Below are 12,698 nucleotides of genomic sequence, written 5' to 3' on the forward strand. Positions count from 1 at the left end.
CAGACCAGCTTTGAGCGCCTGAGATGACGGCACTAAGCACAAGAAAACAGATGTCAATGACATCATGTTCTTGATTTATATGGGAACGGCAATCAGCAATGTTATCGAGATGTTTGAGCATATATAGGTCAAAAGACAAAGAAAAAGTGACCTATTTGATCACATTGGCGGGATCAATCAAGCTATTTCTTATCTCATTGTTTTTAAGGGTTATGCATAAAAAGCGATCGAGTATGATCAGCCCCTGGTAACAATGGAATCAATTTGGCTAGATTCCCCCTCTACCTTACTATCAGCAGCTTCCTCTAAACTGGTTATAAATGCTAACAGTTCACTTATTTGTTGATTAAATTGTTTAATATCATTTTCTGGTACATCTCCGCTTTGCAAGGCTGAAAATATGACTTCGCGGATATGATTAAAACTCTCTAAACGATGGTTTAATGAGTTAACTTGCTGAGGCTCTATCAAGTTTTGTGATTTCATTCGCCCTAAGGCTTCTTCTGCGGCTTCAATGGCGGCATCCATTTCAGTTCGAGCTTCGGCTGGATCAATTTGTTTTTGTTGTAAACGGTTAATAACAATAATTTGTTTTTCAAGCTCTATCTGCCCCTCCATGGCACCATCGGCCGTATTCCAAGCCGGACCTGTGATGTAGGTTAGCATGTTTGACATTTGTACTGTCGCTGAGTAACCCACATAGGTATTAATACCGATAGATATTAAAAATGCCACTAAACCCGCGATAATTGATTGTTTAATATTCATATGCTGTCCCTAAAATCCTTAATAGATCCACAAACTTTAATTTTACAGCGTCATCTACGATTAATTTATTAGCTCAAAATTCAATATAAGCTCGCACTCCAAATGCTAATGCGTTATCTAGCACTGATGACATACTTGGATTATCAATACCGTACAAACTGGCTTGCATACTCACTGAAGATGTGACTGGACATAAATAACTCAGCTCTAAAATATTCTCATTGAAGAGTAAATCAGTATTTACGCGTAAGAATGGCGAACTATTTTGAGTAGAAGCATAGGCTAAACCAATGGTATCTTCTTCAAACCAAATATTATTTAGAGTGAACCCGATACCTAGATAGGATGCTAATTGATTTTTACTGGCATCAGCTCGTCCATATTGGAAAAAAGCGGTCAATCTATCGTTAATATTCTTTTCGCCAATTAAATAAAAACCGCTATTTGAATCACTGATATTCTCGTCAACGGGATTTTCTATTTCTGCAGAATGGTGCCATGCACCGATGGCAAATTTATAGGAATGTTCATTTTTTATTCCCCATTCAATGGCATTGAATAAACCATCAGATTGTTTAAATTTAATGTGAGTACCATGCGGATGCTCAGGATCGCCGGGAATGCCATCGTATGTCGCAAGTAAGAGATATTGATGTTCACCAACAAGTGTTAGTTGAACTCCTACCGCGGTTGTCGCAAAAATGGAAGGGCCTACTTGAGCGACTTCTGGACCAATACCAAAAGATGACGTTGTGAATAGTCCCGCAGATTCAAGTGTGTAAAAGGTTGAGTTGTAATCATGCAGGCCTGCCAATAAATTTACCGCGCCATTTGCAAAACTATGCTCATACCACAATTCATAGAGTTTAAGATGATTATCGGTTTGAATATTCGAAATGGTTTGTAAGTCGCCAGTCAAATCAGAGGGCGCCTTTCCATAATTACCTAAGACATAAATAAAGATGTTGCCATTATTCGACCAATTGGCAGCTTGCGTATCGATCGCTAAGGTTAAATCCAAATTTGCGAGATTGCGTGTTCCCTCTGCGATCCCTCCTTTAAGATTGGTGACAGACTCCAGTGTAAGGGCATTCGACCAGGTATACGGGGAGTTTTCTTCCGCCATCGCATTCACAATCGTCAACTGCAACATTATGGTAAAAAAGCACTTTTTCAGCATAAGGCAAATCCATTCGCTTCATATGAATTAAAAGTATAGGTAGGATTGTAAAATATGCAGAGAAATGAGACGGATGTGATTCTAGCAATGAAAGAGTTGTCTATCTCTTATCGCCAAATACGTCTTATCACCAAAATAGTGCGACACTTGGTAATGCTCCCACTTTTTAAGAACAGTAAGGCACATCGTACGAAGTGGCTACAGTGATACTAAAGACTGATGTGAAAAGAGCGCAAGACTTCTCTGAGTGCCGCTAGGGTGAGGCATACAACCGCCTATATTATTGCCAGCGCGGCTTTTAGCGTTGCAATTTCATCTAGTGTGAGTGGTCGCATTTCTCCCTCTGCTAATGCTGCTTCAGTACAAGAGTCTTCCGCCTCTATCGCTAACCTTAGCGTCATTAGCTCGACGCGTTGTAAGTCGATAACCTTATAGCGTAAGGCGCTGGCCATACGCCGAATTTGCCTATTTAAGCCTTGCGTCAGCACGATTTCAATGATTTTATCAACAATCCAGCCGCGCCTATGCTCGTAACTGCGACCAGTGAGTTTATCCTCACCACACAAAAAAGCCCTTCTAACACAGCGATTTATCACATGATAGAAAGGCGTTGTATTGGCATCAATTAACTGTCTTCTGGCTGAGGTCATCACAAGCTCCACACAAACAAAAGCAAGATAATGTAAAGCCTAGTAGAAGGGGCACAAAACACAAAAGATATGGCTGTCCTCTTTATCCCTCTTTATCCCTTTATCTCCGTCCTTTTTTATCTCCCCGCCGTGAACTCTTCCGATATTGAGAGCATGGAAAAGCCGACGGCGATGCTTGAATGCTCAGCCTTTATTCACATTAAATTTGTTGCTAGGGTGTGGGACGCCTGCTATTGATACTCAGCCTTCCATAAAGTCAAAGGTTCGGCAGAGCACCATTGCCAGAATTTCTTCTCAACCAAGTCACTTGCCGCGGCAGCATCCCGCCCCTCAAACAAGCGCCAATTTGCCTCGGCAAACTTCACGGCATGTTGTTTTAAGTGACCTGTAACCCTTTCTAAATCAGCCCCCTCCAACAGAACATCCCGGTAGAGCTCCCACGGTACTTGTGCATTGGGATCCAGTTGCTGGTTTCTGAAGAACCCCTCTGTGTAAACGCTGGCCGAACTGCCTGCCGACACACAGTCGTCCCAACGTTTGCAGCGAAAGAAATACTCGTCCTCCGCCTCAGTCGTTCCTGTTAGCTCTCGATAGGGGCAAGCTCGTTCCCAAGCCTTATCGATATTGGTTTCGGCTATACCTTTGCGCGCCAGTTCAATCTCATAAGGCTCAGGAAACATCTCCAATAACAAGTCATAGCCGGATTTTTCCTCTGCAATGGAAATAGAGGCGGCGCTGAGCAGCGAGACACAAAGTAAAATTTTTGCTTGAAATAACCTTATTCTAAATCGCATTTTTACACCTAAGTCACTGTTGATAAGAATTTGAAATACATACTAATCCTAATCATCTAGTTTACTTTTCCAAATAGACAAAGGTTCGACCGCGCACCATTGCCAGAATTGCTTTTTAACGAGTTTGTCGGCTTCGCTAGCACTGCGATCTTCAAACAAGCGCCAGTTTTTTTCAGCAAATTTCAAGGCATGGTTATACGAATGTCCCGAACCGCCACCAAATTCTGCATCATTCTTGGCCAAGTCTTCGCCATCGTCTTTCCACTGCTGAGGAATTTTCTCCCCCGTTTTATGGTGCTTGAAAAAACCTTCAGTAAACTGACTCGCTGAAGCTCCCATCGTCTTACAGTCTTGCCAGCGGCGACAACGGAGATGAATTTCGTCTAAGTTAATATCGCCCGAATCGTCAAAGAGCAAGCGAGAACTGTTATATGGGCATGGCCGCTCCCAAGCATTCTCTATGCTTGTTTCTGCTACGCCTTTACGAGCAAATTCAACCTCATGGGGTTTAGGTGCATTAGCAAGGATACTTTGCACAGTTACCGCTTTTTCTTCCGCCACTGATGTAGGAGCAAGCATGAATAGTGATATACAAAGTAAAAGTTTTACGTGAGATAACATTATTCTGAATCGCATTTTTGCAAAGTCCTTTGAGCATGAGTTTAGCTAGCTAAAAATGGGAAAAACCAACTGAAGTTATAGCCTTAGTTCCATTATGTCTTCGTTATTGACGATTCGTTTTCGGCGTCGTCTTTGTATCCGTTAATGTCTTCGTGTTTACTGAATGAGTAAACATTTTCTATTTATAATTTCATCAGCATATAAAAATATGGCTTTCGGAAAAAATTAATTGCCCTTTTATAAGGAGATGTATTGCTGATGGCTATAACACTAAAGAAGGATTTCTGACTAATTAGCTGTATAACTCAGCGCATCTTAATGTAATTTTGATTTGGTTATTAAGCTGCTTATATGTCATAGATTTTTTGAGCGCAACGCTAGTAAGGGAGGTGGCTTTTAAAGTTTGAAAATATGTCTCAAGCTTTGAAGTAATATCTAGGCTGAATTATTTTGCATTTTATCGTAATATCGTTCGCGCTTATGTTTTTAAGCTATGAGCTAAATTTCTATTTACCCACAGAAAAGGATTTTTTATGGGACATAAGACGTTATTGAGTGTTGTACTTTTGACCGCGACCTGCGGTGTCGCCACTTTTGCGGTGAATGCTGAATCGCTGTTTACTCCCTTTCCTGACGCCAAATCGCCTGAAGAAAAGCGCATCCACTTTACGCCCTTTGAACTTATCACCGCAGTGAATGGTGACAAGTTCACTCTGTTGCCTGTATCGGGGAAATTGACTCGACAAAGCGTTGAGCTTCCCGAGAGTTATAGTCCTGAGCATGTTATCAATAATTATTTGGCACAGCTAAAAAAGCTGAATGCTGAAGTGTTATTTAGTTGTCAGGCCGTCACCTGCGGTGATGGTCAAGTCATGCAAACTCAGCTAAAGCCGCTTAAAAGCGTGAATGCCGACTATCACAGTGCTTACGTGGCGGCAAAACTGAAAGGTACTCGCGGTGAGGTTTACACCAGTATCTATGTCGTCAATCGCGAGGACAGATATACCTATCTGCAAGTCGATATTCTCGACGCTATCCCTGAGCCGCTGGACTTAATCCAAGCGAATAGTGACTTTTTACAGCAGGCGCCGAAGAACATTGAGATTAAAGATAGGCGTAGTGACGATGCTCAAGGCTCGACAGACCATCCTTTGCTGGGACGTATGCCCGGCAGTTATATTACAAGTTACAAACAAACTAACTTTACCCAAGTGCCTGTATTAGTTGGGATCTCGGGCGCAAATTATCAAACCAAATCGCTGGACGCCAAGCTTACCCAAATAAGTTATCAGATGCCTGAAAGCTATTCGTTGTTTGAAATCAACAGCAATTATGCCGCAGCCGCACAAAAGCTGGCAGCAGAGCGGGTATTCCATTGCAAAGGCACGGCTTGCGGCGACGATGATAGCCTGATTAATGCCATCAAATTAATCAAGGACGATAAAGAGGACGAATGGCAGGAGTATCAGCTGTTTAAGCTTAGTCACGCAAAGGGCGATGTTTACTTCGATATCTATTCCCAAGGATATTTCGATGGCACACCTGCCGATACTACCCTCAGGGTAATGGAACTCTCTACTCTGAAGGATGATCGAGTGGCGATTGACCTCAATGCTTTGACCGATGCGATTAGCCAAACTGGCAAGGCGACGTTGGAGGGATTGCTGTTTGATTATGACAGTGAGCGCATGTTGCCTGAGTCCAAACCTGTACTGGAGGTGCTGGCAAGCTATCTTAAGCAGCATCCGGCGATGAGTTTTTATGTGGTTGGACATACCGATGACAAGGGCGAGCGGAGTTACAATCAAAGCCTGTCGGAGAGCCGCGCCGCAGCTGTGATTAAGCAGTTGAGTGACGGGTTTCAAATTCCGTCGGCCCAATTAACCGCCCACGGTAACGGGGAATATAGCCCTGTCGCCAGCAATACTAATGACGCCGGACAAAAACTGAATCGCAGAGTGGAGTTAGTACTTCGTTCCGATAAAAAGTAGCTCATATTAATAAGCTTGAAAGGGGAGCCTCGTTTTATAGAAACGCCTGAGTCATCTCAGGCGTTTCTATCTTCATTGGAGTTCATTGGAAGATATTGTTCGCGCGGGCATTTGTCTAAAATTGAGGTTAGTAGCTTGAGTGTATTCGCCACTTGTCTTTCTCTAAATTGTCACTGCGGCTTTAAGCACTGCAACTTCCTGTGGGGTGAGTGGCCGCATCGCTCCTTCGGCTAAGGATTCTAGCGTTAATGTCATTAATGCGACGCGCTGTAAGTCAATTACCTTATAGCCTAAGGCGCTGGCCATACGCCGAATTTGTCGATTTAATCCCTGAGTCAGCACGATTTCAAAGCTGTCCGAACTGAGGCGGCGGACTTGGCAGGGCAGGGTTTGCAGGTCTTTATAACGCACTCCACTGGCCATTTGTTCAATAAAATCATCTGCGAATGGCCTATCGAGGCGCACATGGTAGGTTTTGCTGTGGGCAAAACTGGGGTGCATCAGTTTATGGGTCAGCTCACCATCGTTAGTTAACAGCAGTATGCCGCGGGAGTCTTTATCGAGTCTGCCGACGGGGTAGAGTCTTGGTGCTTTGGGAAGTAGGTGTATGAGGCTCGTTTCATCTTGCTCAAGCAGACGGCAATCCGTGCCCACAGCTTTGTTAAATACCCAATAGGCGAGCGTTTCGGCTTTAGTGATAGGTTTGCCATCAAACTCAATACAGTCGAGGCAGTTTAATGACTCGTCCAAACAGATGGGATCTGTGTGGCGGGCGATACCGCCATTGAGTGTGATGCGCCCAGCCTCAATCAAACGGCAGGCTTCACGGCGTGAGCCTATGCCACACTGGGCGAGGTATTTTGCTAAGCGCATGGATTACCCTAAAGTATTTGGCGTTCTTGGGCGCGATGATACAGTATTTTTGATAGGCGCCGCATTGCAAAGGCTAGGCTTAAACACCAAATAATACTCAAGTTAGTTTGCAGCCACATATTGGCTGAAACAGTACAAAAGTGTGTTTGGGGCACACAGGGAGGGAAATCCAATATTGTCCAATCTAATTGCAGGGTTAAACTCACGGCACTACAAAAGCTGATCAGGCTCAAATAGAACAGTGGCTTTGGGCAAATAAACCGAGGCACTATCCCCGCTATAATCACAAGGCTGTGTAAGATGAGGGTGCTTAATAGATAACTCGTTGAAACTATTCTGTGTATGCTCAAAAAATTAATGGGGAATATTCCCATCAAAATCACAGAGACTCCTACCCAAGCACCTGTAAGTGCTATGCATTGGCTAAACGTATCTAGTTTTAGTATGTAGAGCCCGGTCATTGAAATGAGTATGCAGAGCCCCGCAGCCAATAAGCTTAAATTAAACACATAAGCGAGGGAGGAGTTGATATAGTTACCTAAAAAATCAGCTCGTATTTGTAAGACTTGAACTCCAACGTTTTGATATTCAGCATAAATAGCAATTAAAACTCCAGAAGCACTAATAAAGGCTGCGCCTACAATCAACCATGTAATAAGACGATGTAGATCGTAATAACTTGGTTCTTGGTGATAAAGAGGATTCATGGAGACTAAAAATATACTGACGGGATATGACCACATTGAATGCGGTAACTTGCCTGAATTGTTTAATGAAGGCAAGCGAGTTGATGCTTTTTCGTCAAAAGAGGGCTTTAAAATGACAAGGAACGCCTAGTGCGTTCCTTGTCATAAACGTTAGATTTTACTCATGCGACTCAAATATCATTTAGTGTCGTTTGCGGAAAATTACAATCGCAACAGCCACTACGGCTAAAATCATACAGTACCAAGCGTGTGATACCGCTGCTAATGGCGTGATGCTAAAGGTCGAAGCAATCAAGAGTGCCTGTGCACCATACGGGATCAAACCTTGGATAATACAGGCGAAAATATCGAGTATGCTGGCGGCACGTTTTGGACTCACGCCATGCTTCTCTGCTAAGTCTTTTGCAATATCACCCGTCACCACGATAGAAACCGTGTTGTTAGCCACACAAGAGTTAGTCACTGCGACTATACCTGCCATACCTAGCTCAGCAGCGCGGCATGAAGCTTCACCTTGCGCCTTGGAGAAACGAGTGATCAGCTTTTCAATCTGTTTACTCACAAAGGCAAGGCCACCTTGCTGCTGCATGAGTGCGGCTAAACCACCCACTAGCATAGACAGAATGAAAATCTCCTGCATATTGCTAAAGCCAGCATAAATATCTTTACCAAATTGGATCACACCGTAATCCATAGTAAACAGGCCGGTTGCGCCCGCTAATAAGATACCTAAGGTTAAGACGACAAATACGTTCAGACCTGCCACAGCTAAGATCAAAATGGTCAGATAAGGAATGACCTTAATAAGATCGATATTCTGCGTTGCTAATTCTGCTTGGCCTTGTCCGGCAAATACAAAGGCGATTAAAGTTAGCAGTGATGCGGGGATAGCGAAAATTAAATTTTCACGAAATTTATCTTTCATATCACAGCCTTGGGTGCGCGTAGCTGCAATAGTGGTATCGGAAATAATCGACAAGTTGTCACCAAATAGAGCGCCAGACATCACGGCTCCCGCCATCAGTGCATAGTCGATTTGCGCTTGGTCGGCTACGCCTAGAGCGATGGGAGCGACAGCCGCGATTGTCCCCATAGAGGTTCCCATGGCCGTTGCGATAAAGGCCGCAATCACGAAGAAACCAGGTAGTAACAGGTTCGATGGTATTAACGATAAACCAAGAGCAACAGTAGCATCGACGCCGCCAGTGGCTTTAGCGACTGCAGCGAAGGCGCCTGCAAGTAAGTAAATTAAACACATAGCAATAATATTGCTGTGACCAATACCGCCAATAAAGGTATCAATCGATTGATTTAATTTCTGTTTTGATAAAATCAACGCCAGAATGATTGCAGGTAAAATAGCGATAACGCTGGGTAATTGATAGAAGGCAAAGTCGACACCTTGGCTTTGGAAATACACACCCGCGCCAATGAAAAGACCAAGGAAAACAAATAATGGCAACAGGGCAATAAAAGATGCCGGGCTGTGCTGTGCTGCTGTTGGATTGCTCAAATGTTATCTCTCTTTCGCTTAGGGTTTTTCCGCAGGATCCTTAGCAGTCAAACTCGCTTAAATTTAGTGTCGCTTCGGCATCGTATCCTAGCAACTTGAGGCAAAGCATATTTGATCCCTGATAACCTGTCAATTTAGACGTCTAGATGTTTTTACTTCCGTTGTGATCGCTAGGTTATTAATAGGTTGTATAAGATGAAAATTAGTCTTTATTTTAATTACTAATCAATATTTTACCTGTTTTCATTTAGATTGAGTTAGAGGGTTTATATCTGATTTAGCGTGTATTTCAACTGAATGGAATAGCGTAAAATTTAAGCGGATGACTGGTGTGATGGAGTAAGCCGGCTATTTATTGCTCCATTTAGTTTGAGTTATTGGTGGGTAAGACAGCCATAAATAGCGTAAATGATGAGTGGCATTAATCAATAGGGCTCATTTGGGGACGTATTGACTTAGTTCGCTTGTGCAGCGTTGTGATAGCAATGATAAGTCAAATAACTTTAATAAAACCTTAATAAGCAATCTATTGTTTTTAAATGTAAAACAGTTTCAAGCATCTAAAATCCCCATAAAAACTAATGGCAACAATTTGTATTGAAGTAGAGACTTTAATAGAATCCGCACAAATTATGTTAATTGCTCTTAGTGCTTTGTTTAAATTTAACTGGATGAAGCGTTTATTGCTGATCCCTCAGATCTTCCTACTACAGTGGGTATTATCATGATACGTCGCGCTAAGCCATTACTCGGAACGCTGGTGGAAATCGCTGCCGAGTCACTGCCAAATCAAAGCGGTGAGGTACTACTTAAAGATAAAGCATTGGAAGCGGCTATTAGCGCGGCTTTTTCGCGTGTGACCCATATTGGGCGGTTGCTGAGCTTCCATCAACAGGACAGCGAGTTAAATCAGTTAAATCGGCAGCCGGGAATTTGGGTAACGTTAAGCCAAGATAGTTTACGAGTGCTCAAGTTGGCTAAGGGGCTGGGTAAGGCGAGCAACAACTTATTCAATTGTACCGTTGGCGGCGAAATGATGTCTCGCGGCGCTTTGCCTGCTTACCTTGGTATGCCATTGTTATTGCAAGGTGACTGGCAAGATATTGAAATAAAAGGTAATCAAGCGCGATTAGCTAGACCGCTAATTTTAACCTTAGATGGTATAGCTAAAGGTTATGCGGTTGATATGGCAGTGAGTGAGCTGCGTCGCGCTGGCGTGAGCGGAGGTTGGGTCAATGCGGGTGGCGATTTAAAAGTTTTTGGCAGTGCATCTTTAAATGTAGTGTGCCGCGGTCCATTAGGAGCGAGCCAAAAGCTTTGCGTTAGCAATATGGCGCTCGCCAGCTCAAGGGTCTCACAAACCTTAAGTCATGATTACCCTGCACTATTACTGCCAACTGGCAATGTTGCCGATACGAACATCGATGCTGAAAGCGAGCGTATTGTTAGTGTGAGAGCCTCTTTTGCTTGGCGCGCCGATGCGTTAACGAAAGTCGCAGGCTATCTTAATCCCGACTTGGCCGCTGAAAAAATTGCTCACTTGGGTGGGCAATTAGTCAGTTTTGATTGATGTATCTTTTGGTTGTTTTACAGCTTTTGCAGATGATTGAATTAGAAATTCAATCATTACTGTGAGTTAACGTTAAGCAGTTAGTACTGTTATTCGCACTTTAACGGGTGAATCGATACAACTTGGGTTTCGTTACCGTGATTTGCAACTTGCATACGGTTGTGGGCTTTTATTGTCTTCAAGCTTTGCTTGGTATTATTTCCATTAAAAAGAGTGCCTACATTGGGCACTCTTTTCGTTTCAATAGCTTATCGCTAACTATGTGTCGTTAGTCATTTATCTTAAGCGACTTTAAATCGCGCAACTTCTTTTTGTAGGTTGCTGCAAATGGCTTTAGTGTTGACGACTATTTGCTGAGTTTCTTGGATCACTAAGTTGCAGTATCTTGTTTTATCGGATAATTCGGTCAAGTTACGATTAATTTCTTCGGTCACATGGGTTTGCTCTTCGGTTGCAGTCGCCGTTTGAGTGGACATCTCACTGACCTTAGAGGTGGAGTTTAGAATTTCATCTAATGCATCTTGGGTCTGGCTGGCGAGGGTCACGGTTGATGTGGTCAGGCTAGCTCCCGATTCAATGCTTTTAACCGCATCATTTACTCCGCGTTGCAACTCTTCAATCATGCGCTGAATATCTTGGGTTGAGGTTTCGGTACGACTCGCCAGTGTACGTACTTCATCGGCAACTACGGCAAAGCCACGGCCCTGTTCGCCAGCGCGCGCCGCTTCAATGGCCGCGTTAAGGGCAAGGAGGTTAGTTTGCTCAGCGATTGAGCGGATCACATCAAGCACTGAGGCAATATTGGCAGAATTGACTGAAAGTTTTTCAATAACAGTCACGGCATTTTTAACTGATTCAGACAGTTGCTGAATATGATTAACGGACTGGGCAAGGATATTCTTACCCTCTACTGTTTGGTCATTCACCTTAGTGATTTCGGTGGCAGTATGAAGAGCGTTACTGGCGACTTCTCTTACGGCTGCACTCATTTCATTCACTGCTGTGACAATGGTATCGACAAACTGCTCTTGTTCATGGCTGATGTTGATTGTGGTAGCTGACTTAGTTGCAAGGCTTTCAACGGTTTGGCTCACATCTTTAGTTTGACCAATAATCGAGATGACCATTTGCTGTAGCTGCTCTACAAATAAGTTAAATGCATGGGCGAGCTCGCCGATTTCATCCTGACGTGTGATAGGGATCCTTTGGGTTAAGTTACCGTCACCATCGACAATGTCATTGATCCTGCTAGTGATATCTTCAATTGCATTGACTATGATTTTAGGTCCGAAGTAGGCAATCAAAAGCGCCACAATGGCGACTAAGCTCGCTATCGTTAAGGATATTTGGGTTTGGGTGGTTGCCTGTTCCGTTGCTTGTAAATCTAGCTCTTTTACTCTGTTATCGGCGGCTTCGCCCGCGGCATTGTAGATATCTCTTAATGCCTTAAATTCTTGCTTGGATTTGGTTTCGTGGAGTTGTTTCGCGCGTTCAAAATCATTACTTTTAACGGCATTAATGACCTCTGATGAGGCTTGATACCAGAGCGAAAACTGCGCCTCAAAGCCACTGGTTGATTGCAGTACTTGCAGGTGATCTGTCAGGATTTGTTTAAATTCTCCCATTCTGTCACGGGCTTGATCGACATTCTCTTGCCAGTTATCAATCTCACTTTTGCGATTATCGGCAGATAATTCTTCCCTGAGTAACACTTCTTCACTTAGCTGCGCTTGATAAAGGTCGCGATCTGCATTGAGAATTGCCGAAATTGCGGGATTAAATAACTGACTAAATTCCTGCATCTGTTTCACAGTAGCACGGCTTTGCATAGCATCGGTGACTGCCATGACAATGAGCGCTGTCGCCATAATGGCAAACATCAGTGAAAACTTAACGCGAATACTGTTAAACATAGGACGATCTCCATTAATAACTTAATAAATAGCTTAGCCGTTATTTATAGAATTGCCTTTGCATGCAGCAGATTGCGATGGGATTTTGTACACATTGAAATAAGCGAAACCGCCTTGG

General features: G+C 43.4%; 10 protein-coding genes and 2 pseudogenes. 2 read left to right on the plus strand and 10 right to left on the minus strand.

What is annotated here, in order from left to right; translation table 11 throughout:
• The 7 genes and pseudogenes from L5M71_RS15470 to L5M71_RS15500 form a co-directional block, all read right to left on the minus strand.
• Window positions 1-121 (minus strand): transposase family protein (locus tag L5M71_RS15470; RefSeq protein WP_263205711.1); only part of this gene is annotated, 121 nt, incomplete at its 3' end.
• A 116-nt stretch (window positions 122-237) separates the two neighbouring features.
• Window positions 238-768: a hypothetical protein gene (locus tag L5M71_RS15475; protein ID WP_263208597.1), complete on the minus strand. Its 531-nt coding sequence runs from the start codon at window positions 766-768 to the stop codon at window positions 238-240.
• Window positions 769-841: 73 nt separating this feature from the next.
• On the minus strand, window positions 842-1,948 hold the full coding sequence (locus L5M71_RS15480; RefSeq protein WP_168824937.1) for a carbohydrate porin: 1,107 nt from the start codon (window positions 1,946-1,948) through the stop codon (window positions 842-844).
• Window positions 1,949-2,223: 275 nt separating this feature from the next.
• Window positions 2,224-2,442 (minus strand): annotated as a pseudogene (locus L5M71_RS15485) (23S rRNA pseudouridine synthase F); the annotation flags it as partial.
• Between the two features lie 3 nt (window positions 2,443-2,445).
• Window positions 2,446-2,598, minus strand: a pseudogene (locus L5M71_RS15490) (alpha-amylase family glycosyl hydrolase); the annotation flags it as partial.
• Window positions 2,599-2,828: 230 nt separating this feature from the next.
• Window positions 2,829-3,392 (minus strand): hypothetical protein, encoded by a 564-nt coding sequence (locus tag L5M71_RS15495; RefSeq protein ID WP_263208600.1) that lies wholly within the window; start codon window positions 3,390-3,392, stop codon window positions 2,829-2,831.
• A gap of 48 nt (window positions 3,393-3,440) precedes the next feature.
• Complete coding sequence (locus L5M71_RS15500; RefSeq protein WP_263208602.1) at window positions 3,441-3,971, minus strand: hypothetical protein; 531 nt, start codon at window positions 3,969-3,971, stop codon at window positions 3,441-3,443.
• Window positions 3,972-4,546: 575 nt separating this feature from the next.
• On the opposite strand from L5M71_RS15500, the gene L5M71_RS15505 reads away from it, so the two are divergent.
• Window positions 4,547-6,004 carry an OmpA family protein gene (locus tag L5M71_RS15505; RefSeq protein WP_263208604.1) on the plus strand — a complete coding sequence of 486 codons (1,458 nt, stop codon included), beginning with the start codon at window positions 4,547-4,549 and terminating at the stop codon, window positions 6,002-6,004.
• 162 nt (window positions 6,005-6,166) lie between these two features.
• On the opposite strand, the gene L5M71_RS15510 is transcribed toward L5M71_RS15505, so the two are convergent.
• Both L5M71_RS15510 and L5M71_RS15515 read right to left on the minus strand, forming a co-directional pair.
• On the minus strand, window positions 6,167-6,877 hold the full coding sequence (locus L5M71_RS15510; protein WP_263208606.1) for a 23S rRNA pseudouridine(2604) synthase RluF: 711 nt from the start codon (window positions 6,875-6,877) through the stop codon (window positions 6,167-6,169).
• A gap of 888 nt (window positions 6,878-7,765) precedes the next feature.
• Entirely contained in the window at window positions 7,766-9,097 is a 1,332-nt protein-coding gene (locus L5M71_RS15515; RefSeq protein WP_105250033.1) for a Na+/H+ antiporter NhaC family protein, read from the minus strand.
• 724 nt (window positions 9,098-9,821) lie between these two features.
• On the opposite strand from L5M71_RS15515, the gene L5M71_RS15520 reads away from it, so the two are divergent.
• Window positions 9,822-10,667, plus strand: a complete 846-nt coding sequence (locus tag L5M71_RS15520) for an FAD:protein FMN transferase (protein ID WP_263175751.1) — start codon at window positions 9,822-9,824, stop codon at window positions 10,665-10,667.
• 281 nt (window positions 10,668-10,948) lie between these two features.
• On the opposite strand, the gene L5M71_RS15525 is transcribed toward L5M71_RS15520, so the two are convergent.
• Window positions 10,949-12,580: a methyl-accepting chemotaxis protein gene (locus L5M71_RS15525; protein ID WP_168824943.1), complete on the minus strand. Its 1,632-nt coding sequence runs from the start codon at window positions 12,578-12,580 to the stop codon at window positions 10,949-10,951.
• Window positions 12,581-12,698 lie beyond the last annotated feature (118 nt).

The sequence above is a fragment of the Shewanella sp. SW1 genome (assembly GCF_025653545.1).
Taxonomy (GTDB): domain Bacteria; phylum Pseudomonadota; class Gammaproteobacteria; order Enterobacterales; family Shewanellaceae; genus Shewanella; species Shewanella oncorhynchi.